22 protein-coding genes are annotated in these 26,287 nt (G+C 69.6%); 9 read left to right on the forward strand and 13 right to left on the reverse strand.

Features of this window, described 5'->3' with window-relative positions:
• Positions 1–131 precede the first annotated feature (131 nt).
• The gene (locus AC3EO4_RS31930; protein WP_431899045.1) at positions 132–872 is read left to right on the forward strand and encodes a DUF4118 domain-containing protein; all 741 of its coding nucleotides are present in this window, start codon (positions 132–134) and stop codon (positions 870–872) included.
• Positions 873–900: 28 nt separating this feature from the next.
• Here the strand turns inward: AC3EO4_RS31930 and AC3EO4_RS31935 are convergent, their stop codons facing one another.
• The 3 genes from AC3EO4_RS31935 to AC3EO4_RS31945 are packed head-to-tail and all read right to left on the reverse strand — an operon-like array spanning position 901 to position 3,550.
• Positions 901–1,878, reverse strand: coding sequence for a PucR family transcriptional regulator (locus AC3EO4_RS31935; RefSeq protein ID WP_431899046.1), 978 nt, complete (start codon positions 1,876–1,878; stop codon positions 901–903).
• Positions 1,878–2,669, reverse strand: a complete 792-nt coding sequence (locus tag AC3EO4_RS31940) for an ABC transporter permease (protein WP_379567753.1) — start codon at positions 2,667–2,669, stop codon at positions 1,878–1,880. The genes AC3EO4_RS31935 and AC3EO4_RS31940 overlap by 1 nt, the downstream gene beginning before the upstream one ends.
• A complete protein-coding gene (locus AC3EO4_RS31945; RefSeq protein WP_379567755.1) occupies positions 2,666–3,550 on the reverse strand; it encodes an ABC transporter ATP-binding protein in 885 nt (294 codons plus the stop codon). Before AC3EO4_RS31945 ends, AC3EO4_RS31940 begins: the two co-directional genes overlap by 4 nt.
• 246 nt (positions 3,551–3,796) lie before the next feature.
• Here AC3EO4_RS31945 and AC3EO4_RS31950 point away from each other — a divergent pair, with 246 nt between their 5' ends.
• Positions 3,797–5,701: an APC family permease gene (locus AC3EO4_RS31950; protein WP_379567757.1), complete on the forward strand. Its 1,905-nt coding sequence runs from the start codon at positions 3,797–3,799 to the stop codon at positions 5,699–5,701.
• Here AC3EO4_RS31950 and AC3EO4_RS31955 read toward each other — a convergent pair.
• Both AC3EO4_RS31955 and AC3EO4_RS31960 read right to left on the reverse strand, forming a co-directional pair.
• A complete protein-coding gene (locus AC3EO4_RS31955) occupies positions 5,698–6,378 on the reverse strand; it encodes a hypothetical protein (RefSeq protein ID WP_379567759.1) in 681 nt (226 codons plus the stop codon). The two genes, AC3EO4_RS31950 and AC3EO4_RS31955, sit on opposite strands and share 4 nt — an antisense overlap.
• A 212-nt stretch (positions 6,379–6,590) precedes the next feature.
• Complete coding sequence (locus AC3EO4_RS31960; protein ID WP_431899050.1) at positions 6,591–6,917, reverse strand: hypothetical protein; 327 nt, start codon at positions 6,915–6,917, stop codon at positions 6,591–6,593.
• Positions 6,918–7,077: 160 nt separating this feature from the next.
• Between AC3EO4_RS31960 and AC3EO4_RS31965 the strand changes: the two genes are divergently transcribed.
• From AC3EO4_RS31965 to AC3EO4_RS31975, 3 genes are all read left to right on the forward strand, one after another.
• Entirely contained in the window at positions 7,078–7,497 is a 420-nt protein-coding gene (locus AC3EO4_RS31965; RefSeq protein ID WP_379567763.1) for a YbaB/EbfC family nucleoid-associated protein, read from the forward strand.
• A 306-nt stretch (positions 7,498–7,803) separates the two neighbouring features.
• Complete coding sequence (locus AC3EO4_RS31970; protein WP_431899052.1) at positions 7,804–10,350, forward strand: DUF4118 domain-containing protein; 2,547 nt, start codon at positions 7,804–7,806, stop codon at positions 10,348–10,350.
• 144 nt (positions 10,351–10,494) lie between these two features.
• Positions 10,495–12,282 (forward strand): APC family permease, encoded by a 1,788-nt coding sequence (locus tag AC3EO4_RS31975; protein ID WP_431899054.1) that lies wholly within the window; start codon positions 10,495–10,497, stop codon positions 12,280–12,282.
• 14 nt (positions 12,283–12,296) lie between these two features.
• Here the strand turns inward: AC3EO4_RS31975 and AC3EO4_RS31980 are convergent, their stop codons facing one another.
• On the reverse strand, positions 12,297–13,619 hold the full coding sequence (locus AC3EO4_RS31980; RefSeq protein ID WP_431899055.1) for an erythromycin esterase family protein: 1,323 nt from the start codon (positions 13,617–13,619) through the stop codon (positions 12,297–12,299).
• A gap of 55 nt (positions 13,620–13,674) precedes the next feature.
• On the opposite strand from AC3EO4_RS31980, the gene AC3EO4_RS31985 reads away from it, so the two are divergent.
• Positions 13,675–14,229 (forward strand): helix-turn-helix domain-containing protein, encoded by a 555-nt coding sequence (locus AC3EO4_RS31985; RefSeq protein ID WP_379567771.1) that lies wholly within the window; start codon positions 13,675–13,677, stop codon positions 14,227–14,229.
• A gap of 71 nt (positions 14,230–14,300) precedes the next feature.
• On the opposite strand, the gene AC3EO4_RS31990 is transcribed toward AC3EO4_RS31985, so the two are convergent.
• The 3 genes from AC3EO4_RS31990 to AC3EO4_RS32000 all read right to left on the reverse strand — a co-directional run bounded on the left by AC3EO4_RS31990 (position 14,301) and on the right by AC3EO4_RS32000 (position 16,794).
• Positions 14,301–15,263, reverse strand: coding sequence for an SPFH domain-containing protein (locus AC3EO4_RS31990; protein WP_431899057.1), 963 nt, complete (start codon positions 15,261–15,263; stop codon positions 14,301–14,303).
• A 157-nt stretch (positions 15,264–15,420) separates the two neighbouring features.
• Positions 15,421–16,065, reverse strand: coding sequence for a class I SAM-dependent methyltransferase (locus tag AC3EO4_RS31995; protein WP_431899059.1), 645 nt, complete (start codon positions 16,063–16,065; stop codon positions 15,421–15,423).
• 60 nt (positions 16,066–16,125) lie between these two features.
• Positions 16,126–16,794 carry a hypothetical protein gene (locus AC3EO4_RS32000; protein ID WP_431899061.1) on the reverse strand — a complete coding sequence of 223 codons (669 nt, stop codon included), beginning with the start codon at positions 16,792–16,794 and terminating at the stop codon, positions 16,126–16,128.
• Positions 16,795–17,208: 414 nt separating this feature from the next.
• Between AC3EO4_RS32000 and AC3EO4_RS32005 the strand changes: the two genes are divergently transcribed.
• Positions 17,209–18,603, forward strand: a complete 1,395-nt coding sequence (locus tag AC3EO4_RS32005; RefSeq protein ID WP_488186364.1) for a pentapeptide repeat-containing protein — start codon at positions 17,209–17,211, stop codon at positions 18,601–18,603.
• 476 nt (positions 18,604–19,079) lie between these two features.
• Here AC3EO4_RS32005 and AC3EO4_RS32010 read toward each other — a convergent pair whose 3' ends face one another.
• Together AC3EO4_RS32010 and AC3EO4_RS32015 are read right to left on the reverse strand one after the other, a co-directional pair.
• Positions 19,080–19,373 carry a hypothetical protein gene (locus AC3EO4_RS32010; RefSeq protein WP_431899064.1) on the reverse strand — a complete coding sequence of 98 codons (294 nt, stop codon included), beginning with the start codon at positions 19,371–19,373 and terminating at the stop codon, positions 19,080–19,082.
• Positions 19,374–19,378: 5 nt separating this feature from the next.
• Positions 19,379–19,936: a TetR/AcrR family transcriptional regulator gene (locus AC3EO4_RS32015; protein WP_379567781.1), complete on the reverse strand. Its 558-nt coding sequence runs from the start codon at positions 19,934–19,936 to the stop codon at positions 19,379–19,381.
• 76 nt (positions 19,937–20,012) lie between these two features.
• On the opposite strand from AC3EO4_RS32015, the gene AC3EO4_RS32020 reads away from it, so the two are divergent.
• Positions 20,013–21,047, forward strand: a complete 1,035-nt coding sequence (locus AC3EO4_RS32020) for a fatty acid desaturase family protein (protein WP_431899066.1) — start codon at positions 20,013–20,015, stop codon at positions 21,045–21,047.
• Complete coding sequence (locus AC3EO4_RS32025) at positions 21,044–22,570, forward strand: MFS transporter (RefSeq protein ID WP_431899067.1); 1,527 nt, start codon at positions 21,044–21,046, stop codon at positions 22,568–22,570. Before AC3EO4_RS32020 ends, AC3EO4_RS32025 begins: the two co-directional genes overlap by 4 nt.
• Here AC3EO4_RS32025 and AC3EO4_RS32030 read toward each other — a convergent pair.
• Together AC3EO4_RS32030 and AC3EO4_RS32035 are read right to left on the reverse strand one after the other, a co-directional pair.
• Positions 22,567–23,247: a TetR/AcrR family transcriptional regulator gene (locus AC3EO4_RS32030; protein ID WP_431899068.1), complete on the reverse strand. Its 681-nt coding sequence runs from the start codon at positions 23,245–23,247 to the stop codon at positions 22,567–22,569. The two genes, AC3EO4_RS32025 and AC3EO4_RS32030, sit on opposite strands and share 4 nt — an antisense overlap.
• A gap of 37 nt (positions 23,248–23,284) precedes the next feature.
• Positions 23,285–26,065, reverse strand: a complete 2,781-nt coding sequence (locus AC3EO4_RS32035) for a SpoIIE family protein phosphatase (protein ID WP_431899069.1) — start codon at positions 26,063–26,065, stop codon at positions 23,285–23,287.
• Positions 26,066–26,287 lie beyond the last annotated feature (222 nt).

Below are 26,287 nucleotides of genomic sequence, written 5' to 3' on the forward strand. Positions count from 1 at the left end.
TCGCCGACCGCTCTGATATCGGGCGTCGCCGTGCGGACACGGCCGGCACGGCACATCAGCCTTCCGGTCGGTCAGGCCTGGTTGGGTAGGTGTAGGACATCGGATAGAGCGGATAGGACGGGGGCACGGCGATGCCTCGGTACTTGGACAGGGACCGCATCGCGATCCTGGCGGCCCTGATACTTCCACTGGCCGTCTCTCTGGCGTTCGTGCCGTTCCGCGCCAGCCATCAGAACACGAACGTGGCGCTCATCATGGTCGTGATCGTGGTCGCGGTCGCCGCCAACGGACACCGCCTCGCCGGCGCCCTCACGGCCGTGTCCGCCGCGGTCTGGTTCGACTTCTTCTTCACCCAGCCCTACCAACGGTTCGCCATCAGCAAGGCAGCCGACATCCAGACCGCCCTTCTGCTGCTCGTGGTGGGCGTGGCGGTTTCGCAGCTGGCGGCCCGCGCTCGACGTCTGCGCTTGATCGCCATCACCGATGCGAACTATCTTGCCCAGATCCACGCCACCGCCGAACTGGCCGAGTCCTCGAAGTCGGCCGATCCGGTGATCGCTCTCGTGACGAACCAGCTCACCGGCCTGCTGGGGCTGCGCGGGTGCCGCTTCGAGTACGGGACCTTGATCGGCCATCCGCCTCGCCTCGAACAGGACGGCAGCGTGGTGTGGGACCGCAAACGCCTGGACGTCGACAGAGTGGGGCTACCGGACCGGGAGATCGAGCTGCGCACCATCGGGAACGGCCACTTCTACGGCCGGTTCATGCTTGATCCCACGCCCGGCAACATCCCATCCCTGCAGGCACGCCTTGTCGCGGTCATCCTCGCCGACCAGGTCGGTGCAGCGCTCGACACTGCGGGAAACCGCTAGAGAGTCGCCTGCGCCGCCGGGGCCGGACCTAACCGCATCCCGAGGGCCATTCCAGGAGGCGGGCGCCGAGTACGGCGGTTTCCAGGGTGAAGCGCTGGGTGGGCTCGTCAGGCGAGAAGCCGGTCAGGCGGCGGATTCGTTCCAGCCGGTAGGTGACGGTCCTGGTGCTGATGCCCAGCCGGCGCGCGGCCGCCGCCTGGTTGCCGTGCGCGGCGAAGATCGCCTCCAGCGTCTCCAGGAGCGGCTCGTGGCCTCCGCGCGCCCGCAGCAGGGGGCTGAGCACGCTGGTCACCAGGTCCTCGATCGCCGCCCGGTCGCGGAGCAGCACGGGGAAGACCAGCAGGTCGGCGGCCCTGACCACCTGCGCCCGGATGCCCAGCTTGTCGGCCAGTTCCAGTGCTCCCGCCGCCTCGCGAAAGGACGAGACCACCCCGCCGGGGCCACGCTGCGGACGGCCCACCCCGAGCCGCCAGCCGTCGGCGAACCGCGCCCGCACGTGGTGGGTGAACTCCCCCACCGCCGCGGGAAGCGTCGCGGGGACCACGCACACCAGCAGCCCGTCACGCACGGCCACCAGCACGTTGTGCGAACCGAACCTGGCGATCAGGTCGCGCTCGATACGATCCGGGTCGCCGTCCGACATGCCGCGGGCGACCGCCACCATGTACGCCTCGGCCAGCCGGAGCCCGAAGCGCTCCGCCCGCTCGGCCAGCCGTTCCGCCCTGCCCTGGAGCAGGTCGTCGACGAACTCCCGCCGGGCCAGTTCCTCGCCACGCCAGGCGGCCTGCTGCGCGCCCTCGTACCCATCCATGAGGGCCGCGACCGCCCTGCGCAGCGCGGCCGTGCCGTCGAGCGCACGCAACGCCTCGTCGATCAACGCCCGGAGCGGGACGCCCTGCTCGGCGGCGCGCTCGCCTGCCGCGCGACACTCCTCGAGCGTCGCGCGGCCGGGCAGCCGTCCCGTCGCGGCGTGCTCGGCGAGCAGCCGCGGGAGCGGGTCCTCCATCAGACTCCTACGTCACGCCTGTCGAAGGCGAGGATCGCGGTGAGCGCCAGGACGAGCGCCGCTCCCGCCAGCACAAGATAATCACCCAGCGGGAAACCCTGGTACAGCGGCCTGCCCTCGGCGTAGTAGTGGAACGGCGAGACCCACTTGAGCCAGGAGATGGCGTCGACGTTCCTGCCGACGGTGATGACCATGTAGCCGGCGATTCCCCACACGCCGACCACCGTCATGGCCAGCGCCTTGCGTCCGGTCATCGCGCCCACGGCCAGCGTGAGCGTGCCGAAGAACAGGGCGAGGAGGAAGACGCCGGTGTGCGCGGCGAGGATCCGGTCGACCCCGACACCGAGGTCGATGGACTGGGCGACGCCGACGACGACCAGGAAGGTGATCGCGGCGAGCGTGAGCAGGGCGATCAGCAGCCCGGCGAAGCGGTCGAGCACCAGCCGCTTGCGGTCGATGGGCAGCGTGACGGTCAGCTCCAGCGTGCCGGACTCCTCCGGCTGCGCGATCGCCCGGTTGCCCAGGATCATCGCGCAGACGATGAACATGAGCGGGACGAGGAGCTGGTAGACGACCGTCTGCAGGTAGCCGGTCGCGGTGGCGATGTCCTCCATTCCGCCCAGGATGTCCCTGAGCGCTCCGGGGGCCTTGGCCAGCGCCTGTTTGCTGAGGGTCTCGGGATCCTCGCGCATGCTGGCGTAGATGCTGACGTACATCGTCAGGAACAGGCTGATGCCGACGGTCCAGCCGATCAGTGCCCGGCGGTACTCGCCGAGCGTCTTGGTGATCATGGCACCTCGCTGTAGTACGTCAGGAAGATCTCTTCGAGGTCCGGCTCCGCGCTGACCATGTGCACCACGGTGAACCGGGCGACCGCCTTGATCAGCGCGTCGGGACGACCGTCGATCGTGCACGACAGCGCCGCGCCCTCGACCTTCAGGTCGCGCACGCCCGGCAGGTCGGCGAACGCCTCGGGCGGCACCGGCGCGTCGAAGTGGAACTCCACGCGCCGCACCGCCTTCTCCCGTAGCGCGGCCACGTCCTCCACGGCCACCAGGCGGCCCTCGCGCACGATGCCGACCCGGTCGGAGACCTGCTCGACCTCGGCCAGCATGTGGGAGGACATCAGCACGGTCCGGCCGGACATGCGCACCTCGCGCACCATGGCCAGGAACTCCCGCTGCAGTAACGGGTCCAGCCCGCTGGTCGGCTCGTCCAGGATGAGGAACTCCGGTTCGTGCATGAACGCCTGGATCAGCCCGACCTTCTGCTTGTTGCCCTTGGAGAGCTTGCGCATCTGCACCGACAGGTCGGCGTCCAGCCGCTCGGCCAGTTCCGCGATGCGCCCGCTGGGCACGCCGCCCCGGATTCGGCCCAGGAAGCGCAGGTAGTCGCGAGCCTTCTCACGACCTTCCAGCACCAGTTCGCCGGGCAGGTAGCCGATCCGGCTCCGGATCCCGTGCTCGCGGGAGTTCGCGCCCAGGACCCGCACCGACCCTCTGGTCGGCCTGATCACGTCGAGCAGCAGCCTGATCGTCGTGGTCTTGCCTGCGCCGTTGGGCCCCAGGTAGCCGAAGACCTCGCCGGGCCGGATGTCGAGCGTCAGGTCCTCGAGCCCGCGGCGGTCGCCGTAGTACTTGGTCAGCCCCTCGGCCTCCACCACTGCAGTCATGACGCGAATGGTCCCGTGTGCGGCGCCCGGCGTCATGTGAGAACTCCGGCAGGCTCGCGACCCCTTCGTTTCCGTTTCCCGGCAATACCGCTGCCTCCTGGAGACAGCGCTCACTCTCCGTCATGGGATGACTTCGGTCATTGACGCGTTCTTGACACCTCGGCATGACAATCAGGCACGAAACGGCAAGTAGTGTGCGTTCGTCAGCTGAGAGCGCGATGTCTGGGGTGCCCGAAAATGGTCAGGATGAGGCAACCCGCCTCCACGCCGGGAACGCCGCTACGGACCTGGCTGCTCGAGGGGCTGCAGACCGATCGCAAGCAGATCGAGCACGGCCCGCACGCCAAGCATCCCTGGTGGCGGGTGATGTGCCTGACCGGCGTGGACTACTTCTCCACTCTGGGCTACCAGCCCGGCATCGCCGCGCTCGCGGCCGGCCTGCTGTCGCCGCTGGCCACGCTGTTCCTGGTCGGCCTGACCCTGCTGGGGGCGCTGCCGGTCTACCGACGGGTGGCCGAGGAGAGCCCCTACGGGCAGGGCTCGATCGCGATGCTGGAAAAGCTCGCCCCCCAGTGGTGGGGCAAGCTGTTCGTCCTCGCCCTGCTCGGCTTCGCGGCCACCGACTTCGTCATCACGATGACGCTGTCAGCCGCCGACGCGACCGCGCACATCCTGGAGAACCCGTTCGCCCCGCACTGGCTTGAGGGGCAGCGCGTGCCGGTCACGCTTTTCCTCCTGGCCCTGCTCGGCGGGGTGTTCCTCATGGGCTTCACCGAGGCGATCGGCATCGCCGTCCTGCTGGTCTTCGTCTATCTAGGGCTCAACGCGGTCGTCGTGACCGTGGCGATCCTGCATGTGCTGGACAACCCGGATGTCGTGGTGAGCTGGCAGAACCTGCTGAACGCCAACTACAGCAGCCCCCTGGCCATGATCGGCCTGTCGCTGCTGGTGATGCCGAAGCTCGCGCTGGGCATGTCCGGCTTCGAAACCGGCGTCGCGGTGATGCCCGTGGTCAAGGGCGACATCCAGCAGCGGATCAAGGGCACCAAACGGTTGCTCACCACGGCCGCGTTGATCATGAGCGTCTTCCTCATCCTGAGCAGCTTCGTCACCACCGTGCTGATCCCCGCCGAGGAGTTCGAGCCGGGCGGTGAGGCCAACGGACGCGCGCTCGCCTACCTCGCCCACGGTTTCCTCGGCGACTGGTTCGGCACCGCCTACGACGTCAGCACCATCGCCATCCTGTGGTTCGCCGGCGCCTCGGCGATGGCCGGGCTGATCAACCTGGTGCCGCGCTATCTTCCCCGGTACGGCATGGCGCCGGAGTGGACCGGTGCGGTACGCCCTCTCGTCCTCATCTTCTCCGCGATCGCGTTCGTCATCACGATCATCTTCGACGCCGATGTGGAAGCCCAGGGCGGCGCGTACGCCACCGGCGTGCTGGTGCTCATGCTGTCGGCCGCGGTGGCGGTGACGCTGTCGGCGCACAAGCTGGGCCAGCGGTTGGCCCGCGGCGGTTTCGGGCTGATCACCGCCGTGCTCGCCTACACGCTGGTCGACAACGTGATCGAGCGGCCCGACGGCGTCAAGATCGCCTCGTTCTTCATCGCCGCGATCATCATCACCTCGCTGATCTCCCGAGCGACCCGCTCCACCGAGCTGCGCGTCACCGATGTACACCTGGATCCGCTGGCCGAGCAGTTCATCAACGAGACCTGCGGCGACATCCATGTGATCGCCAACGAACCCCACGAACGCGACCAGAGAGAGTACAACGACAAGCTGCGCGAGACCTGGCTGAACCACCGGCTGCGCAGTTCGGAGCCGGTCCTGTTCGTCGAGGTCACGGTTCCCGACGCCTCGGAGTTCGAGACCGAACTGCACGTCAAGGGCGAGGAACGCCACGGCCACCAGATCCTGCGCATCGAGAGCTCGGCCGTGCCCAACACGCTGGCCGCGCTGCTGCTGTACCTGCGTGATCGTACCGGCGGTGTGCCGCACATCTACTTCCACTGGGCCGAGGGCAACCCGGTCGTGGCCATGCTGCGCTACCTGGTCTTCGGCGGCGGGGACGTGCCTCCGCTGACTCGCGAGGTGCTGCGCAAGGCCGAGCCGGACATCGAACGGCGCCCTCACGTCCATGTCGGCTAGCGAAGATTCCAGTCGAAGTCCCCGCTACCGGGCGGAAGTCGTTGGGGTATGCCGGGTTGGCGTTCCGGTGGCGGTTGGAAGGGCGGCAGACCCGCTTTGTTGATCTTCGCGGAGTCGAAGTTGATCGTTCCCGGCCCGCCGGGGAGAACGGTCTTGATGTTCAGCAGGGCGCTGCGCAGCTGAGCCAGGTTGGTCGCGGCGTTGGCGACGAAGGCGCCGAGCTGGCCGAGCAGTGCGATCACGGTGATGTTCGCGGTCCTGACGGCCATGGCCTCGCTGAAAGCGGCCGCCGCCGCGGTGGCGGGGAACATCCGTGCGGTCAACAGTCCGGTGAGCGCGGTGATGAGCGAGACGCCTGTCAGCCGCAACGCCATGTCGAAGTCGGCGTAGGCGCCGGCGAGGTGTCCGAGGTTCTCCCCCATGTACTCCATCGCGGTCTTGAGCGACCCCACCTGGCTGTTGAAGGCGTTGAGCGCGGCCTCGAAGGCGTCCTGGTCGCCGGCGTCCCAGCCGGTCATCGCCCTGCGCACGGTCTCCACGCCGGGCATCATCTGCCCCTCCACACCGAGCGTGCCGCCGAGGGCGTTGATCCAGCTGGTCTTCGCCTGCCGGATCGCCTCCTCGTTGCCCTGCGCCCCCTCCACCAGGAGATAGGTGGCCACGGCCAAGAGGCTCATGCCGGATGCGATCCGCCAGGTCCGCACGGCCGCCGACGGTGCCTTGGGTACCGACGACGGCGGCGGCCCGAACCGCCCCATGGGCGGACGGATCTGCGGCGGGAACGGAGACAGCGGACGCCCGGGAGGAACGGGCGGGCCGAAACCGCCGGGCGGCTGCGGGAAGGGAGACAGGGGATGGCCAGGCGGCACGGGCGGGCCGAAGCCGGGAGTCACCAGGCCGTCCCGATGGCGAGGGCATCCGCGGTGTTCAGGTCCTCGGCCGTCCGCCAGTTCTTGCGCGCGTACTCCAGGTCGCGCTCCCACTCCGCGGTGACCTCGATGGCGTCCCCGATCAGCTTCTCCACAGTGTCCTGGATGTCCTGGTAGACCCGGCCCAGGATGAGATCGCCGACCATGCCGAACGTGTCGGGCGGCAGGTCGGTCTGCGGCCTGACGTTGGCGTGATAGGCCCTGAAAGGGGTGGTCAGGTAGAGGTCGACCGCGGCCGCGGTCTTCCCGATCGCGGTGGAGCTGATATGGATATCGCCGTACGCCATGGGCCTCTCCTTGATGGTGATCGACAACTCCATCCTGCTGCAGGGCGCAGACGCCGTTCCGCCGAAGATGCGTATGTTCCCCATCAGGGCGGGACGAAATTTCGTATCCAGGGCGTCAATGGGCCGATCACCTCACGTGCCGGCTGCTAGATCTGCCTCCATGACGGCATTCGATCCCGACCACCTCGACCGGATGGTCGGCGAGAGCGAGCAGGCCCTGCGGCGGCTGGGCGAGGCCACCACCGAACTACCATCGATCACCGGCTCGGGACAGACTCCCGACGGACTCGTCAGGGCCACTGTCACCCACGCTGGACGCCTCCTCGACCTCGCCATGGATCCGCGCGCGATGCGTCAGGACAGCGGGACGCTCGCGGAGTCGATCACGCGTGCCGTACAGGCAGCGCAGGACGACGCCGCCCGTCGCTGCCAGGAGCTGCTGACCTCGCTGCTCGGCGACGCCACCCCCGCCCCCTTCGACCTGGACGCCTTCCGCGACCGACTGGACGCGGCCAGGGACGCCTTCGCCGGCTCACTCGCCGGGCACGCCGACGACCTGAACAGGTTCGGACGCATGTGATCATTCGCCGCATGATCTCCGCGAGCGCGACCTCCAGGCGGGCCACAGCGTGAGCGAGCCGACCAGCACGTCGGCCGACTCGCTGGGGACGGGCGGCCGCGCACAGGGTCCCGCCACGTGGCGGGGTGTAGTGACGGCGTCAAATCTCGCGCCATCGGCGTAGGCAATCCGTCAAGATCAACGAAAACGGACACATTCGGGTTTTGCTTGGCCTGTAGCAAGCATCCGGAACCAGAGGACCACGCGGCCGGCCGTACCGTGCCTGTCCGCGGGAACGCAGCCTGGCGCTCGACAAGGGGTAGCACGATGCCACGCGGCCGGCTGAGGATCTACCTGGGCGCCGCGCCCGGGGTCGGCAAGACCTACGCGATGCTCTGCGAGGGCCGCCGGGGCCAGGAGCGTGGCAGGGACGTTGTCGTGGGATTCGTCGAGACCCACGGACGCGCCCGCACCGCCACCCTGCTCGAGGGCATGGAGATCGTCCCCCGGCGGACGCTGGTCTACCGGGGGGCCACCTTCACCGAGCTCGACGTGGACGCGGTCATCGCGCGCAGGCCGAAGATCGCGCTGATCGACGAGCTGGCCCACACCAACGTGCCGGGCTCGCGCAACGTCAAGCGGTGGGAGGACATCGAGGAGATCCTCGACGCGGGCATCGACGTCATCTCCACGGTCAACATCCAGCATTTGGAGTCGCTCAACGACGTGGTGCAGCAGATCACCGGCATCCCGCAGCGGGAGACCGTACCGGATGAGGTGGTGCGCCGCGCCGACCAGATCGAGCTGGTCGACATGTCGCCGGAGGCGCTGCGCCGCCGGATGGCGCACGGCAACGTCTACGCGCCGGAGAAGGTGGACGCCGCGCTGTCGAACTACTTCAGGGTCGGCAACCTGACCGCGCTGCGCGAGCTGGCCCTGCTGTGGGCAGCCGGCAAGGTCGACGAGCAGCTCGACCGCTACCGCGCCGACCACGGCATCGAAGGCACCTGGGAGGCGCGCGAGCGCGTCGTGGTCGCCCTCACCGGCGGCCCCGAGGGCGACACCCTGGTACGGCGCGCCGCCCGCATCGCCGCCCGCACCACGGGCGCCGACCTGCTGGCCGTCCACGTGACCAACAGCGACGGCCTGACCGGCGGCGACCCGGCCAACCTGGCCCGCCAGCGCACGCTGGTGGAGAGCATGGGCGGCACCTACCACCAGGTGATCGGCGACGACATCCCGCGCGCGTTGCTCGACTTCGCCCGCGGGGTCAACGCCACCCAGCTCGTGCTCGGCGCGTCCAGGCGGGGCAGGTTCGCGCAGATCTTCTCCCGCGGCGTCGGCGTGGAGACCACCGCGCACTCCGGCAGCATCGACGTGCACATGATCACACACGAGGAGGCCAAGAAGGGCCGCACGCGGTCCCAGCGCTCGCGGGCCGCGCTCACCAGGAAGCGCCGACTGATCGGCTGGGCCGTCGCGGTGCTCGGCATGCCATCGCTGACCGCCGCGCTGTCTCCGTTCCGTGACGTCATTTCGCTGCCCAGCGAGATCCTGTTCTTCCTGTGCCTGGTCATCGGGGTGGCGCTCATCGGCGGCACGGGGCCGGCGATCACCGCGGCGGTCGGCGGATCGCTGCTGCTCAACTGGTACTTCACGCCGCCGATCGGGGAATTCACCATCTCCGATCCGCAGAACCTGTTCGCGCTCGTCGTCTTCGTGCTGGTCGCCGTCGCGGTGAGCTGGATCGTCGACCTGGCCGCCCGCCGTACCAGGGAGGCCGCGCACGCCAGTGCGGACGCCGAGGTGCTCGCCACGCTGGCCGGGCACATGCTGCGCGGCGATGCCGCACTCCCGTCGTTGCTGGGCCGGATGCGTGAGACGTTCGGGCTGGCCTCGGTCACGCTGCTGGAGCGGCGGCCCGGCACCGGCAGCATGCCGGACGACCAGACGGACCCGGACGCCTGGCGGATCATCGCCACCACCGGCGGCACGCCCTGCACGTCCCCGTCGGCCGCCGACACCGACGTGATGATCGACGAGAACCTGGTGCTGGCCGCCCGCGGCCGGCTGCTGGCCGCGGCCGACCGGCGGGTGCTGGAGGCGTTCGCCGCCGAGATCGCGGTCGCGCTTCGTCAGAAACGCCTGCAAGAGGAGGCAGAGCAGGCCAGGCCGCTGGCCGAGGCCGACAGGATGCGCACCGCGCTGCTCGCCGCGGTCAGCCACGACCTGCGCACGCCGCTCGCGTCGGCGAAGGCGGCGGTGGACTCGCTGCGCAGCACGGAGATCGACTGGTCGCCGGAGGACCGCGAGGAACTGCTGGCCACCGCCGACGAGTCGCTGGGCCGGCTGGACCGGCTGGTGGCGAACCTGCTGGACATGAGCCGTCTGCAGGCCGGGGTGCTCGGTGTGGCGCTGCAACCTGTGGCGCTGGAGGAGGTGGTGCCGCGCGCGATCGACGATCTCGGACCGTTGCGAGAGCGGGTGGACGGCGACATCTCCATCAAGCTGCCCGAGATCGTGGCCGATCCCGCCCTGCTCGAGCGGGTGCTTGCCAACCTGATGGCCAACGCTGTGCGCTACAGCCCGCCGGGTGAACGCGTGCTGATCACCGCCAGCCGGCACCGGGAGCACGTGGAGATCCGGGTGATCGACCGCGGGCCGGGCATCCCACCCGAGGCGCACGAGCGGGTGTTCATGCCGTTCCAGCGGCTGGGCGACAGAGACAGCCACGCGGGTGTCGGCCTCGGCCTCGCGCTGTCCAGAGGGCTCGTGGAGGCGATGGGCGGCACCCTCGCACCCGATGAGACGCCAGGAGGAGGTCTCACCATGATCCTGACCATGCCCATCTCCTCGGGAGCGGTGACGGTGTGACGCGCATCCTCTGAAGACAGTGACGCCACCGTATGGAGCGCGTGGTTATCCCCCAGTCGAGCGTCAATGGTCCGTATTGATGGAAATATGTCGTTTTTTGCAGGAGCACGATGAGTGGCGACATCCCTCATTCAGGAGTTCCTCATGACTGCTGTTCAGGCCAAGCCCAAGGAGCCTGTCGATAGCGGCGACAAACACCGGCTGTCAGTCGCCGGTGGCCTGGCCGCGCTCTCGCTGGACGCGATGGCCTCCGTGGCCTACGGGCCGGAGGCCATCGTGCTGGTCCTGGCGCTGGCGGGCGGGGCAGGGCTCGGGTTCACCATCCCGGTCACGCTCACCATCGCGGCGCTGCTGGCCGTGCTGACGTTCTCCTACCGGCAGGTCATCGCCGCCTTCCCCGAGGGCGGCGGGGCGTACGGTGTGGCCAAGACCTACCTCGGCCGCCGGGCCGGCCTGATCGCAGGCGCCTCGCTGACCATCGACTACGTGCTCAACGTCGCCGTCTCCGTCGCCGCCGGCACCGCCGCGCTCACCTCGGCCTTCCCCGGGCTGCTGCCCCACACGGTGTGGATCTGCCTGGGCGTGCTGGTGCTGGTGACCGCGATCAACCTGAAGGGCATCGCGCACAGCGCCCACGCGTTCATCGCGCCCACCGCGATCTACGTGGCCGCGATCATACTGGTCGTCATCGCCGGCCTGATCAGGAGCGAGCCCGCGATCGACGTGCACCACCAGGCGCAGAGCCTGGAGACGGTCGGCGTTCTGCTGCTGCTCAAGGCGTTCGCCAACGGGTGCGCGTCGTTGACCGGTGTCGAGGCCATCGCCAACGCGGTGCCCTCCTTCAAACAGCCGCGGGTACGGCGGGCCCAGCACGCCGAAGTGGCGCTGGGCGGACTGCTGGCGGTCATGCTGATCGGCATCGCCGCGCTCATCGAGAAGTTCGCCATCGTCCCGGCCGACGGTGTGACCGTGCTGGCCCAGGTGACGCAGGCGTCGCTGGGTGACGGGTGGTTGTTCTACCTGGTGCAGTTCTCCACCGTGGTCCTGCTGGCGCTGGCCGCCAACACCTCCTTCGGCGGGCTGCCCGTGCTGGCCCAGCTGCTCGCCTCGGACAACAACCTGCCGCACTTCTTCGCGCTGCGCGCCGACCGGCAGGTCCACCGGTACGGCATCGCCTTCCTGGCCGTCACCAGCGGCGCACTGATCGTCGTCGCGGCCGGCGACATGAACATGCTGGTGCCGCTGTTCGCCGTCGGGGTGTTCGTCGGGTTCACGCTGTCGCAGGCCGGCATGGTCAGGCACTGGATGATGGAGCGGCCCACGGGCTGGCGGTGGCGGGCCCTGCTGAACGGCTTCGGCGCGCTGCTGACCGGTGTGGCCGCGGTCGTGGTGTCGGTCTCGAAGTTCACCGAGGGCGGCTGGCTGGTCGTGATCGCCCTGCCGCTCATGGTGGCGGGCATGGAATGGGTGAACCGCAGCTACACGCGCATCGGCACCCGGCTCGAGCTCGGCGCCGTCCCTGCGCCGCCCCGCCCTCGGCGTTCCCTCGTGGTCGTGCCTGTGCACGCGGTCACCCGGCTTACGCGTGATGCGCTCGCGGCGGCCCTGTCGCTGGGCGACCGGGTGGTGGCCGTCAACATCACCCACCCCGAGGACGAGGCCCAGGCCCGCCGGTTCGTGAACGACTGGGAACGGTGGAATCCCGGGGTGGAGCTCGTGCAGCTCTTCGATGCCCACCGGCGGCTGGACGAACCGCTGGTCGGCTACCTGGGGCGGGTGCCGGAGGCGCACGTTTTCGTGCTCATCGCGGAGGTCGAGCCGGAGCACGCCTGGCAGCGCATGCTGCAGAACCAGCGCGGCGCGGTGCTGGCCGGGGCGCTGCGCCGCCGTACGGAGGCCGTGGTGTGCCGCATGCGCTTCCGCGTGTCATGAGACTCATCTCGGTGTCATGCCGGCTTCCATCGGGAGAATGCCTGCTGGACATCGGAGGGAGCCTGGGCGAGCGCGGCCTGGTCGGGTTCGGCGGCCGTGACGTATGGGAGGTGGACGACGAGGTCGAAGGCGTCCAGCGGGCTCTGGTCGGCGTAGAAGGCGCCGACGGCACGCTGCCGGGTGGCGGCCCGGACGGCGTCGGTGTCGGCCGGTGACAGCCGTCGCAGGTCGGTCGCGAAGGGCCCGTCGTGGCTCGCGGCCATGAGCGCGTCGAGGCTGCCGGGTTCGGGGGCCTCCAGATCCGTGAAGAGAGTGCCGGTGTAGAAGTCGGCGCCGGTGTTGAGGGTCTGGCCGGTCCCCGAGGTCGCGCCGATGGCGAGATAGCCGGTTCCCAGCCGTTCGGCGAGGCGCATGCCCATCGGGGTCATCGGCGGCATCCCCGGCAGGGTGAGCGGGCGGCGTTGGACGTGGCCGTTGTGGGCGGCGAGGATGATCCGGTCCTCCCTGCGCAGGATCCACTCGACCGTGTCCGCGATCGCGGCGTCACGGTCGCACATCGCCGCCTGCTGGTCGCCGCGGGCCAGCGCGCGAACGACGGTGTCGAGGGTGAGCGTGACGCGTAGCGAGCGGAGTGCGCGTTCGTAGGCGTCGACGGTGGTCCGCCGTAGGTAGTCCAGCCGCCGGCCCTTCATGCGTGCGGCGAGGTCGGCGAGTGCCGCCGTGAGCGCGTCCCTGGTCTCGACCGCGAGAGCCCCGTACGCGGCGAGGGCCGCGGGCGCGGAGAACGCGGAGGGTGCCGCGAGCCCGCAGGCCGTCTCCCGGACCTGCGGGTCGAGCCGGAACTCCGGATCGGCCTGCTCGAGGTAGGAGAGCACGGCGTCCAATCCGGGCTCCATCGAGACCATCGAGCCTGGCAGGTCGATGCCGTAGAAGCCGACGGGGCGCCCGGTGGTGCCGTTGTGGTCGCGCATCCACTGCAGGTGTGCGCCCATCTGCGTCCACACCCCCATCAGTGACGTCAGGCCGTTCGCCATGACCTGGTCGAGCCGGCCCTCGCCGCCTCGGATCCAGGCGTCGGCCTGCCGCCCTTCGACGAAACCGGTCTCCATCGCGTACGCACTGAATCCGTGCCGTTCGACCAGGTAGCGCAGCAGGCGGTGCCGCAGCTCATAGAACTCGCGGTTGTAGTGCGCGCTCTCACCGATCGCCACGACCCGCGCATCGCCGATCGCCTCGTCCAGCCACGCGAGGTCGTCCAGTGGCCCGGTCGGATCGAGCGTGCGCAGCGGAACGATCGCCTCGTCGGTAAGCCGAGCCGCCGTAGTGTTCATGGTCATTCCAATGCCCCTTTCCCAATTTTGGGAACGGTATCAGATGTGGGAACGTTTGGGAGTGGACACCCTTGAACTACTCCTCCACCCGGTACGGCTGCGCATCGTGCACGCCATGTCCGGCGAGCCCACCCGCACCACCTCCGACCTGTGCGCTCACCTGCCCGACGTTCCGAAGACCACCGTGTACCGGCACGTCGGCCTGCTGGCTGAGGCGGGGGTTCTGGAGGTGGCCGGGGAGGAGCGCGTGCACGGCGCCGTCGAGCGCCACTACCGGTTGCGCCGGGACCGGACGATGATCGACGCCGACGCGGCCGCGTCGATGTCCCTGGAAGAGCACCGCCGAGGGTTCACCGCGGCCATGGCCGCGTTGCATGCCGAGTTCAACGCCTACCTCGACCAGGACGGAGCCGACCCGACCGCCGACCTGGTCGGCTATCGGCAAATGGTGCTCTGGCTCAGCCGCGACGAACTCGAGGACATGATCGAGGAAATGCGCGCGGTCCTCGCGGCCAGGTGGGGCAACAAGCCCGCATCAGGTCGCGCCCCTCACCTGATGAGCGCGATCCTGTTCCCTGCCGTGGAACCACCGCAGGCCGACGTCCGCCAGGAGTGAACGCACTCCCGGCCTCTCCGTGCCGGCCTGCTCGGGCGGCGCGCTGGTGGCCGCGGTGTCGACGCTGCTCGTCAGTCGGTCGTTGGCGCCGCTGCCGCCGGCGGGCGCAGCGCCCTGGTGGGCTCCTCGTCCGGGCTCGTCGGCGACAGTTCGGCGAGCTTGCCCTCGCCGAGTTCGGCCTGGCGCTCGGGCGGCGCGGCTTGCACGGCCGGCGCGGCTTGCACGGGCGGCGCGGCTTGCACGGGCGGCGCGACTTGCACGGGCTCGGGGTTCGTGGCGGCCTGCGTGGCGCGGTCGAAGAATCGCAGCAACTCCACTGGCAGCGGCATGATGAGCGTGGAGTTCTTCTCCGCGGCGACCTCCACCACGGTCTGAAGCAGCCGCAGCTGCATCGCGGCAGGTGCCTCGGCCATGATGCCGGAGGCGTCGGCGAGCTTCTGGGCGGCCAGCAGCTCGCCGTCGGCCACGATGACGCGGGCGCGGCGCTCTCGCTCGGCCTCCGCCTGGCGGGCGATCGACCGCTTCATCGTCTCGGGCAGCTGCACGTCCTTGATCTCCACCCGGTCGATGTGGATGCCCCAGCCGAGCGCCGGGCTGTCGATCATCAGGGCGAGGCCCTTGTGCAGCTCCTCGCGATTGGTGAGCAGGTCGTCCAGCTCGCTCTTGCCGATGATCGACCGCAGCGAGGTCTGTGCGACCTGCTCGATGGCGAACAGGTAGTCCTGCACCTCGATCGCCGCCCGCATCGGGTCCTGCACCCTGAAGTACACGACCGCGTCCACCCGAACGGAGACGTTGTCGCGGGTGATGCCCTCCTGGGTGGGGATGGGCATGGTGACGATCTGGACGTTGACCTTCTTCATCTGGTCGACGAACGGGACGAGCAGCCGCAACCCCGGCTGCCTGATTCGCCGCTGCGCCCGGCCGAGCCGGAAGACGATGCCACGCTCCACCTGGTTGACGACTCTGAAGCCGGTGAGCATGAGCACGACGACGACGAACGCGACGACGCCTAACAGGATGGTGGTGTCCATGGCGGTGTCCCTTCCGAGATCAAGGCTAGGTCTCGGCCCACCGCCTCGCGCGTAGGGAACGCGTAGGGAAAACGTCAAAACGGCCAGGCGGCCGTCTCCACGGGTCGCGCGGGCTCGGGTGGGTGAGGGCCAGGACGGTCCTGGCTCGGCACTCGCGTCAGCGCGGCCGGGCCGTACCCAGGACGTGACGCATGTGATGGAACGCGAACCGCTCCGCTCCGTCGACGGTGAAGCCCGCGTGCTGGAGCGCCGCCAGCGTGTCGCGGGCGGGATGGCAACCGCCGAGCGCGCGTGACCACAGCGGGGAGACCAGGCTCTCGCACATCGCGATCATGTGGTTGCCGGATCGCTGGTGCTCGTAGAAACGCAGCTCACCGCCCGGCCGCAGGACGCGGCGCACCTCGTGCAAGGTCTCCGTCGCCGACGGGGAGCAGCAGAGGACCAGGGACGTCACGACGGCGTGGCAGGAGGCGTCGGGGACCGGCAGCCTGCTGAGCCCGCCATCGATGACCCGCACAGGGATGTCCACCTCACCGGCGGTCAGTTGAGCGGCCGCCCGGAGAAAAGGGTCGCCCTCGACCAGGACGATCTCCTGCACGGCCGTCGGATAGCAGGTGAGCTTCACGCCGTCACCCGCGCCGATCTCCAACACCCGGCCGGTCAACCCGCCGAGCAACCGCTCCCTCTGTGGCGTCGGCCTGCCCCCGACGCACACCGGGCGCGGGTGGTGGAACTGCTCCATACCCCGCCCGAGATGATGCTTGTCGGGCGGGATACTGCGCTGCTGAGTACGCGCTGCCACGATTCCTCCTGTAGACGGCATCCCCACTATCGGCCGACACCGTGGGCGAATTCGACGAACTCAACGCGACTCTGACGGGCACGGTGCCGATCCATACGCTTTCTTGAGGTCGGACCTGGGCTCAGTCCACGTCGAAGCCGGCTGTCGTCCAGCGGGCGGTCTCCAGCACGTACTGATCTCGGGGGGAGCAGGGGTACATGGCGAACCTGACGTCGGGGTCGTCGAGGTCGGCGCCCTGGCCTCCGCCGCCGACTGTCTGATGCCGTCGGGGCCCGCCTGCGGGGTGCCCATCCCGACTGTGACGAGCGCGTCGCCGCGTTCGGTCAGCGTCGCCAGCAGTGCCTGCGTCTCCTGCCTGACCAGGCTGTAGAGGTGCGCGCCCGCGACAGGGTCGGTGAACACCACGATCAGGTCGTCGCTGAAGCCGGCCACGTGCCACATCCCTGGTCGGCGGTCCAGGGCCTGCAGCGCCGCCGGCTCCAGTGCGGCCAGCAGTCGGCGCTGCTGGAAAGGCCCCACCGGCCGGCCTTCGTGCGTCTCGACGCGCAGCCAGGCCACGACGTGCGTCCGTTGGACGGGGAGCCGGGCCCGCTGTGCCTGCGTTCCGCACCAGCTCGATCCCGACTGCGAACGGGCACGATGTTTCCTGGCAGGCAGCCAGCGTGACCCAGGTGGACGATCACCAGAGGTTCTTGGAGTGGCCGGATGTGATCCTGATCGGGCGGTCACCGGTGTCGCGCAGCGTGACGGACGTCAGCGGGATGCTGTCGAAACGGGTGGAAGCTCTCGATCTGGTGCGGCATGTCCTTGTTCGCGCGCTGTCACTGCCGGGCTCGTGCCTTGGGAACGGACGACCGGTAGCGATTCGGCTCAGCACTTACGTGTGCCGAGCTGTGGGATTGACAGGACAGCCCTGCCCAACACGATCCGCCAACGGCTCCCCGATCTTCTTCACGGCCAGGGCATAGGCCCGGCATCGTGGCAGACATGCCGCGCCTCCCCCGCCGACTTCCGCCCCTGAAGCGCCTGCTCCCCCAGCGCCGCCGCTCCGCATCCCGGCACCGGTCCGTGCCCCTGGCCCCGATCAGCCTCGCCATAGTGCTCACCCTCGTCCTGGCCGCCGCCGCGGCCGTCGGGCTGATCATGCTTGCCCTGGTCGGACTTGGCTCGCCCGACCTCCCCCGCGGCAAGCTCGACGTCACCAACATGCTGGAGGTCATCAAGATCTCCCTTGCCGTGGTCGCTGGTGTCGGCGGCGTCGTCGCCCTGGTCGTCGCCTACCGCAAACAGCGCCTCGCCGAAGTCGGGGAGGCCCGCGAGCACACCAAGCTGTACGCCGAACGTTTCGACAAGGCCACCGACAAACTCGGCTCTGAGGCCCCCTCGGTCCGCCTGGCCGGCGTCCACGCCTTGGCCGCCCTCGCCGATGACTGGCCTGGCGGCCGTCAGATGTGCATCGACGTGCTGTGCGCGTACTTGCGCATGCCCCCCGACCCCGAACCCGACGCCGAAGACGACCCCAGCGCACACGGCACCTGGCGTGCCATGCGCGAGGCTCGCTCGACCATCCTCCGCCTCATCGCCACCCATCTCCGCCGCGACGCGGCCACCCCCTGGTACGGCCATGACCTCGACTTCACCGGCGTCGTCTTCGACAACGGCGCCGACTTTCGCGAGGCGGTGTTCTCCGGCGGCCACGTCCTGTTCGACGGCGCGAAGTTCTCCGGCGGCCAGGTCTCGTTCGGCGATGCGAAGTTCTCCGGCAGCCTGGTCTCGTTCGGCGATGCGGTGTTCTCCGGCAGCCTGGTCTCGTTCGGCGGCGCGGTGTTCTCCGGCGGCCAGGTCGGGTTCTCCAGCGCGGTGTTCTCCGGCGGCTCGGCCTTGTTCGTCGACGCGGTGTTCTGCGGCGGCTCGGTCTGGTTCGTCGACGCGGTGTTCTCCGGCAGCGAGGTCGCGTTCGACGACGCGAAGTTCTCCGGCGGTGAGGTCTCGTTCAACCGTGCGGAGCTTTCCAGTGGTGAGGTTTCGTTCACCAACGCGGTGTTCTCCAGCGGCCAGGTCCCGTTCTTCAGCGCGGTGTTCTCCGGCGGCCAGATCGGCTTCAACGGCGCAGAGTTTTCCAATTGCTGGGTCCCGTTCGACGACGCGAAGTTCTCCGGCGGCAAGGTCACGTTCGACGACGCGAGGTTTTCCGGCCTGGTCGTGTTCCGCGACGCGAAGTTCTCCGGCGGCGAGATAGCGTTCACCAACGCGGTCTTCTCCGGCGGCCAGGTCTCGTTCGAGCGCGCGGACTTCTCCGGAGGCAAGATCTCCTTCTGCGGCGCGCTGTTCTCCGGCGGCATGGTCTGGTTCCAGGACGCGGCGTTCTCCGGCGGCGAGGTCGACTTCGCCGACGCTGCCGACTGGTCCAGCCCCCCTACATGCCTTCCCGACCAGGCGCCCGGGCTACGCCTGCCGCCACAGCCTGTGCTGCAAGTCAACTCCCAGCCGGTTGACGACGACAGCGAATCCGAGGGCGATGCTGTGGGCCTTCCTTGACGCCCGAGCAACTCCTCTTTGAGCCCCATCAGCAAGGTTTCGCCATTCGGGTGAGCAACAGCTCTTGAGTTGAGTTACGGGGGTCTTCCTTCGTTCCTGTGCGCAGTTGCGCGTGCCGTCCACGCGAGCAGCTGTTCGCCGGATGGCGCGAGTAACTGGCGACCTGCCGCATGTTCGCCCCGGCCGCCCGCGACTGCGCCGTCGTCCGACTCGCGGCTGACGGCGGACTGCGGACTGCGGACTGCGGACTGCGGATCAACGAAGCCCGGATGCTGGACCTGGAAGGTGTGCGCGGGGACCTGGGCCGGTTCGGCAAGCTCGACGTCCGACACGGCAAGGGCTCGGAAGACCGGCCACGATCGGCATCTGGTCCTCGCGTGGTTCGGCGTTGATGACGCCGCCGATCACGTCCAAATCGAGGGCACTGCAGTGCGCGCGCACATCCGCGAGGCCGGTGCGCGCGATTGCCATCGAACTCATGGCTCGGGCAACAGCCCTGCCGCCCGCAGGCCCTCCTCGTAGCCGCCCTCGGAACATGACCAGAATCGCTCGGCGGCATCGATGACGGCCAGACGTTGACACGTCGTCCACGCGTCGATCATGCACAGCAGGGCCCGCCCGTCAGCCGCCCATATTTCTGGCGTGCCCAACGCGATCACGGCCGCCACTTCCTGCGCCAGCAGCTGCGTCTTGGCCAGCCGGTCGGTGACGTACAGCCCGTTCACGGCATCCACGATCAGCAGGGCCTGACGCAGGGTGAGCGGAGGCATCGCCGTCACCCGGCGCCACGCACCCGGACGGCAGGCAGCGCCTCGGTCAGCATTTCAGCGGTGGGAGCCCGTTCCGGATCGATGAGGTGCTGCAGGATCAACCCCGTCAGCAGGGTCAGATAGAAGGCACCGACTGCCCGCTGCTTCGTGGGAGGCAATGTCGCCTCGGCGAGCCAGTGGGCCAGTTCCAGCCGAGCGGTCTCCTGGGCGTCGGCCAGCGCTTGTCGCAGCCGTGGCCGGCGCTCGGCCTGGGCGAAGGCCTCGATGTTGGCCACGAAGACGGGGCGGTGCAGGTCGAGCAGTTCGATCGCCCGCCGCCACAGGGTCTCCTGCCCCTCGCGTGGCGCGTCGTCGGCCAGAGCTTGGCGAAGTTTGTCGGCCCAGTCGGCGGTCGCCTCGAGCATGGCCTCGACCAGCAGCGCGTCCTTCGATCCGAAGTGGTAGCCGATGGAGGCCAGGTTGGCGCCGGAGGTCTGGGCGATGTCGCGCGCCGTGGTGTGCGCGTAGCCGCGTTCCTGCAGGCAGCGTTTGGCGCCCTCGATCAGCTTGTCTCGTTCTTTCATGCCGCCACCCTATCCAAACATTTGTCACAAACATATGTTTTGGACGACTGTCCCAAACGTGTGTATGGTCGGCGGCATGGCACACGCAACCGCAACGGCCACGGCCACGGCCACGAGCGACTTCAGCCACCTGTCCAGACGCATCAGGCAGGCCGGCCTCCTCGACCGCCGCCCCCTCCACTACCTGGTACGGCTCAGTGCGGTGGCAGGTCTTTACCTGGCGGGTATGGCGGCGTTCTTCCGGCTCGGCGACTCCTGGCTTCAGGTGCCGCTGGCCGCCTTCTTCGCGATCGTCTTCGCCCAGGTCGCCCTCGTGCTGCACGATCTGGCGCACCGGCAGATCTTCACCAGCCGAACGCCGAGCGAGATCCTCGGGCGCCTCGGCGGCAACCTCGGGATCGGCCTCGGCTACGGCTGGTGGATGAACAAGCACACCCGCCACCACGCCAACCCCAACCACGAGGACCTCGATCCGGACGTCGTGCCCGACGTCCTGGTGTGGTCACAGGAGCAGGCACGCGACAGCCGCGGCCTGGCCCGGCTCATCGGCGGCCGGCAGGCGTTCCTGTTCTATCCGCTGCTCCTGCTGGAGGGGCTCAACCTGCACCTGGGCGGTCTGCGCGCGCTGCGGCAACCCTGGATGAAGCACCGCGCACTGGAAGGTTCGCTGCTGCTCGCCCATATCGCCCTCTACCTGGGCGCGCTGGCCTGGGTGCTGTCACCGGGCAAGGCGCTGGTCTTCTTCGCCGTGCACCAGGGGCTGTTCGGGGTCTACATGGGCTGCGTCTTCGCCCCCGGCCACAAGGGCATGCCGACGCTGACCGGGCAGGCCTCCGTGGACTTCCTGCGCAAGCAGGTGCTCACCACCCGAAACGTGCGCGGCGGCCGGTTCATCGACATCGCCATGGGCGGGCTCAACTACCAGATCGAACACCACCTGTTTCCCAGCATGCCCACCCCCAACCTGCGCCTGGCGCAACCCATCGTGCGGGCCTACTGCCGCCGGCTCGGCCTGCCGTACCACGAGGTCGGTTTCGCGGCCTCGCACGGCGAGGCGCTCCACCACCTGCACCACGCCGGTGCCCCCCTCCGTGAGAAAGGCCGCTCATGAAAACCGGACGCAAGCAGTGGATCGGGCTGGCCGTCCTGGTCCTGCCCGTGCTCCTGATCTCCGTCGACCTGCACGTGCTGTCCTACGCGCTGCCGTTCATCAGCGCCAGCCTGGCGCCGAGCGGCTCCCAGCTGCTGTGGATCATCGACATCTACCCGTTCATGCTCGCCGGGCTGCTGCTGCCGATGGGCACGCTGGGCGACCGGGTCGGACGACGACGGCTGCTGATGGCCGGGGCTGCGGCATTCGGCGCCGCCTCCGCAGTCGCCGCCTTCTCGCCCAGCGCAGACCTGCTCATCGTCACCCGGGCACTGCTCGGGGTGGGTGGAGCCACGCTGATGCCCTCGACACTGTCACTGATCCGCAACATGTTCCACGACGACGGCCAGCGCCGGATCGCCATCTCCATCTGGACCGGCGCGTTCGCCGGCGGCGCCATGCTGGGGCCGCTGATGGGCGGCGCGCTGCTGGAGCACTTCTGGTGGGGCTCGGTGTTCCTGGTCAACCTGCCGGTGATGGCACTGCTGCTGATCCTGGCGCCGCTGCTGCTCCCCGAGTCGCGTGACCCGCACCCGAGCCGGTTCGACCTGCTCAGCGCGGGCCTGTCGCTGGCGGCGATCCTGCCTACGATCTACGGCGTCCAGCACATCGCCCAGGACGGCATCGGATGGCTGCCGGTGCTGGCCATCGCGACCGGCCTGGCGCTGGGCGTCGTCTTCGTGCGCCGCCAGCGCTCGACGGCCGAACCGATGCTGGACGTGCGCCTGTTCAGCAGCCGTGCGTTCACCGCCGCCATCAGCACCAACACCCTCGGCGTCTTCGCCATGGTCGGCTCCAGCCTCTTCACCACCCAGTACCTGCAGATGGTCATGGGCGCCCGGCCGCTCATCGCCGGCCTGTACGCGCTGCCCTCGGCCGGCATGGCGATGCTCGCCGCGGGCCTGGCTCCCGTCCTGGTGCGGAGGGTCCGTCCCGGGCTGGTGGTCTGCGCCGGGCTCCTCGTCGGCGCCGGTGGGTTCGCGTTGCTGTCCCAGCTGGACGTGACCGGCCAGACAGGCCTGCTGATCGCCGGAATCATGCTGATGGCCGGCGGCGTCACCCTCGTGCTGACCGTCTCCTCCGACCTGATCATCGCCACCGCCCCGCCGGAGCGGGCGGGCTCGGTGGCAGGGCTGTCGCAGGTGGCCACCGAGTTCGGCGGCGCGCTCGGCATCTCCCTGCTCGGCAGTATCGGCACCGCCGTCTACCGGGGACACCTCGCCGACTCCGGCGCTCCCGAATCGGCGCTGGACACCCTCGGCGGCGCCCTTGAGGCGGCGCGGCACCTGCCCGAACCGGCTGGGATCACCCTGGCCGCCGCGGCCCGCGGGGCCTTCACCCATGGCCAGCACTACGCCATGATCGCCGCTGCTGTGGGTCTGTCCCTGATGGCGCTCCTCGCGCCGGTCATGTTGCGTTCGGTACGGCGCGCGGGCCGGCCACAACCTCGCCCGGACCGCTCCGGACGGCACGTCATGCGTTAGCCGGCGGCCGCGTCAGCCACCGACCGGATACCGGCTGCCAGGTCGTGGGCCGTCGGGGCGTTGTCCGGATCGATCTGCCATCGGACCAGCAGACCGATGAGCAGCGTCAGCAACACCTGCGCACCCGCCTCGTCCTGATGCGGCAGGCGCCTGCCCAACTCGCGCTGGGCAAGCGCCTGCCCCTCAGCCAGGCGGGCTCGTATGTCGGGGAGATGGGGCGCCTGCGCCAGGGTCTCGACGTTGGCTCGCCACACCATCGGGTTGGCTCGGAAGGACTCGATCAGTTGCGCCCAGAACGTCTCGAACCACTCCTGGGAGTCGTCTGGGAACGCCTTGAGGACCTCTGCTACCGCATCCCCGGTCGTCTCGATCATCGCTTGGGCGAGCAGGGCGTCTTTGGAGCGGAAGTGGTAGTTGATCGCGGCGAGGTTGCTGCCGGAGACGGCGACGATGTCTCGGACCGTTGTGCGTGCGTACCCGCGCTCGGACAGGCACTGCTTGGCGGCGGCCAGCAAATCCTCAGGGACTCCCACGTAGGCGATCTTACCAGCGCCGCAAACAGACGTTTCAAACGTCCGATTGGCTTCTGGTGGCGGGTCTCCGAGGGCGGCGGGCTCAAGGGCGGGCAGCGTTTCTGCCTCGTCGGTCAGCGCCGGAGCCGAGCACCCGGTGAGCATCTGCGGCGCCGTCCCCCGCTACGGCACGACCTCCCCCTCAGCGGGCGGCGCCGAGGGTACGCGGCGGGGCGGGTGGTTGCACGAGTAGAAGGGTGACGTCGTCAGCGGGATTGGCCGGGTCGGGCAGGAGGCGGGCCAGGACGTGGTCAGCGGCCGCTTCGAGGCTCCCGGTCGTGGCGAGGGCGGCCCGCAGTTCGGTCCGCAGCAGCGTCAGGCGGGCGTCGAGGTCGGTGCCGGGGGTCTCGATGAGCCCGTCGGTGTACAGGGCGAGGGTGGCGTCGTGGGGCAGGTACAGGCGGGTGTGGGTGTAGGGCTCGGAGTCGCCGACGCCGAGGGGAAGGCCGACGACCAGGGGCAGCGTGCTCACCGGGGCGTCAGGCCGCGCCAGAAGGGGAGGCAGGTGTCCGGCCAGACCGACGCGCATCTCGTGAGCGGCGGGGTCGAGGATGAGGTAGCAGCAGGTGACGAGCTGGTCGGGCAGGTCGCAGACGAGGTCGTCGAGCGCGTGCAGGAGGTCGCCAGGAGGCATCCCGGTCTTGGCGAGGGCGTGTGCGGCCGGGCGCAGGTGTCCCATGACCGCGGCGGCCTCGACCCCGCGGCCCATGACATCGGCGATGAGAACGCCGATCCGGCCGTCTGCCAGGGCGATGAGGTCGAACCAGTCGCCGCCGATGCCTGCGCCCTCGATGGCAGGCAGGTACCGGCGGGCACACGGGAGGTCGGGCAGGTCGGGCGGCAGGGTCATGAGGCTGCGGCGCAGGGTGGAGGCCACGTGACGGTGCTGCTCGTACAGGCGGCGCAGTTCCAGGTCGGCGAGCTTGCGGGCGGTGATGTCGCGGGCCGCGGCGGTGATGCTGACCAGGTGCCCGCTGGCGTCGTGGACGGGCCACAGGGTCAGCTCGATGTCCACGCATTCTCCGTCACGGCACGCGGCGAGTGTCTCCACGCTGGCCGGATGTCCCTGGCGTAGGCGAGCCAGGGCGGTGTGCACGTCTTCCGCGTGACCGGGTGGGATCAGCCGGGTCAGGTGCCAGCCGAGCAGGTCCGGCAGCGGGTACCGGTACAGGCGGGCGCCGGCGGGGTTGGCGAAGGTGATGACACCGGCGGGGGTCAGGGCCAGGACGGCGTCCTGGCTGGTCTGCACGATGGCTGCCAGCTCGGCGCGTTGCCGCTCCTGGCGATCGCGCTGGCTGACGTCACGGATCACCGCGCAGATCAGCATGCCGTCCTCGATGTGCAGGGGTGCCAGGCTGATCTCCACGGGGAAGGTGCTGGCGTCCTGACGCCGGCCGACCAGGCGGCGGCCGGCTCCCATGGGCCGCACCTTGGGGTCGGCGGTGTAGGCGGCGCGGTGCGCGCGATGAGCCTGGCGCGACTCCTCGGGTATGAGCATCTCCACGGCCGCGCCGATCAGCTCGGTCCTGCCGTACTCGAAGAGGGCCTCGGTCTGAGCGTTGACCAGCTGGATGACGCCGCGACCGTCGACGATCACCATGGCGTCGGGGGCGGACTCGAGCAGGTCGGCGAAGCGCTGCTGGAGCCGGTCGTGTTCACGCTGGGCATGGGCTCGGTCGGTGACGTCGGTGGCGATCCCGCACACGCCTTCCACGCGGCCGGCATGGTCGAGCAGCGGCACCAGCACACTCAGATGGTCGCGAACGCCGCCGGGCAGGGTGACCTGAGCGTCGACCTGGATGGCGTGTCCCGCGTCCTGGGCGCGCCGGTCGTTGGCGCGCAGCTGGTCGGCGGTAGGTCCTGGGAGCAGATCGTGAGCGGTCAGGCCGCGCACCTGTTCAGGGCGCAGGCCGAAGATGCGCGCGAAGGTGGCGTTCACCGCCAGATAGCGGCCGCTCAAGTCCTTGAGGTAGATGGCGGCCGGTGTGTGGTCCATCAGGACGCGCCACCATCTGAGCTCACGCACCGAGAGTTGGGCATGGGTGCGCTCGCGTTCGATGCGGGCTGCCACCGCCAGTACGGCCAGCCCGATCACGAGGAACGCGCTGACGTTGGCCATGACCAGCAGTGCGGTACCCAGTCGGCTGTCGTAATAGCCGGCGCGCTGACCCAGCAGCTGCATCCAGCCCAGCGTCGGCGGCACGACCAGCGTGGCGCCGAGCAGGCAGCGGCCCAGCAGGGCGGCGCTGCCGCCGCCGCACACCAGCGCGGCCATCCCGGCATCGTTGCGCCGCAGGAACGTTCCAAGTCCGAGCAGTATCAACGCCAGCGCCGTGTGCGCCGCCATCCCGGTGTAGCCGGCGAAGCGCACCAACGCCGGCACCTGATACACCTGCCCGCACAGTCCCAGCATCCCGATCACGACGATCACGAGCGCGATCGCCTGGCCGGCCGCGACGAGCCGCCGCCCGGCCAGCAGGAGTTGGGCCGCACCGGCCAGAAGGAGCGCCAGGGCGGTGCTGGGGGCCATCCGCCAGACCGGCACCCCGAGTGGCGCCGCGGGATCGGCCGCCGTGCCGGGCGGGCCGACCGCCACCATCCTGTCGATGCCGAGGTCGATGCCCGCCATGTATTCGACCAGCGTGAACGCGCCGAGCAGGGCGGCCAGGCCCGCCCCCGCCCACGCGCCCCAGCGGCGCCAGTGCCGGCCGCCTCGGCGCCCGTCGCCAGGCGCGGCCAGGAGGAGCAGCGCCGCACCGAGCGCCAGCAGCGACACGACGGTGTTCGCCTTCATCGCCGCCTGCCCTGTGGCCAGGCTCCGCAGCGCCGGGACACCCACCAGCCGGCCGATCGGCGTCAACAGCGCGGCCAGCACGGCTCCCAGCCCGCAGCACACCACCACGCCACGAATCAGGGCCGCCACCCGGGGATCCACGCCATGAGGCGGCGTCCTGTGGGGTGGACGGTTCGGCACCGGGCCCGCGTGCCCATCCTGCGCAGGGTCGTCCACGACACCACTCCTACCGGTCCTCATGCCGGGGCGTCGCCGCCTGTCCGGACTCCGGGCGGCGGGCGACCGCCGTTGAGACGTGACAACAGCCGAGGGCGTAACGGCATGAATCTTGCCAATCGCCGATAGTGATAC

Source organism: Nonomuraea sp. bgisy101 (assembly GCF_057708945.1).

What these genes read in the sequence shown, in the direction of transcription:
- AC3EO4_RS31930 (WP_431899045.1), top strand. Translation starts at nt 132, where the DNA reads ATGCCTCGGTACTTGGACAGGGACCGCATCGCGATCCTGGCGGCCCTG.
- AC3EO4_RS31935 (WP_431899046.1), bottom strand. Translation starts at nt 1,878, where the DNA reads ATGGAGGACCCGCTCCCGCGGCTGCTCGCCGAGCACGCCGCGACGGGA.
- AC3EO4_RS31940 (WP_379567753.1), bottom strand. Translation starts at nt 2,669, where the DNA reads ATGATCACCAAGACGCTCGGCGAGTACCGCCGGGCACTGATCGGCTGG.
- AC3EO4_RS31945 (WP_379567755.1), bottom strand. Translation starts at nt 3,550, where the DNA reads ATGACTGCAGTGGTGGAGGCCGAGGGGCTGACCAAGTACTACGGCGAC.
- AC3EO4_RS31950 (WP_379567757.1), top strand. Translation starts at nt 3,797, where the DNA reads ATGAGGCAACCCGCCTCCACGCCGGGAACGCCGCTACGGACCTGGCTG.
- AC3EO4_RS31955 (WP_379567759.1), bottom strand. Translation starts at nt 6,378, where the DNA reads ATGAGCCTCTTGGCCGTGGCCACCTATCTCCTGGTGGAGGGGGCGCAG.
- AC3EO4_RS31960 (WP_431899050.1), bottom strand. Translation starts at nt 6,917, where the DNA reads ATGGCGTACGGCGATATCCATATCAGCTCCACCGCGATCGGGAAGACC.
- AC3EO4_RS31965 (WP_379567763.1), top strand. Translation starts at nt 7,078, where the DNA reads ATGACGGCATTCGATCCCGACCACCTCGACCGGATGGTCGGCGAGAGC.
- AC3EO4_RS31970 (WP_431899052.1), top strand. Translation starts at nt 7,804, where the DNA reads ATGCCACGCGGCCGGCTGAGGATCTACCTGGGCGCCGCGCCCGGGGTC.
- AC3EO4_RS31975 (WP_431899054.1), top strand. Translation starts at nt 10,495, where the DNA reads ATGACTGCTGTTCAGGCCAAGCCCAAGGAGCCTGTCGATAGCGGCGAC.
- AC3EO4_RS31980 (WP_431899055.1), bottom strand. Translation starts at nt 13,619, where the DNA reads ATGACCATGAACACTACGGCGGCTCGGCTTACCGACGAGGCGATCGTT.
- AC3EO4_RS31990 (WP_431899057.1), bottom strand. Translation starts at nt 15,263, where the DNA reads ATGGACACCACCATCCTGTTAGGCGTCGTCGCGTTCGTCGTCGTCGTG.
- AC3EO4_RS32005 (WP_488186364.1), top strand. Translation starts at nt 17,209, where the DNA reads ATGCTTGCCCTGGTCGGACTTGGCTCGCCCGACCTCCCCCGCGGCAAG.
- AC3EO4_RS32010 (WP_431899064.1), bottom strand. Translation starts at nt 19,373, where the DNA reads ATGCCTCCGCTCACCCTGCGTCAGGCCCTGCTGATCGTGGATGCCGTG.
- AC3EO4_RS32015 (WP_379567781.1), bottom strand. Translation starts at nt 19,936, where the DNA reads ATGAAAGAACGAGACAAGCTGATCGAGGGCGCCAAACGCTGCCTGCAG.
- AC3EO4_RS32020 (WP_431899066.1), top strand. Translation starts at nt 20,013, where the DNA reads ATGGCACACGCAACCGCAACGGCCACGGCCACGGCCACGAGCGACTTC.
- AC3EO4_RS32025 (WP_431899067.1), top strand. Translation starts at nt 21,044, where the DNA reads ATGAAAACCGGACGCAAGCAGTGGATCGGGCTGGCCGTCCTGGTCCTG.
- AC3EO4_RS32030 (WP_431899068.1), bottom strand. Translation starts at nt 23,247, where the DNA reads ATGCTCACCGGGTGCTCGGCTCCGGCGCTGACCGACGAGGCAGAAACG.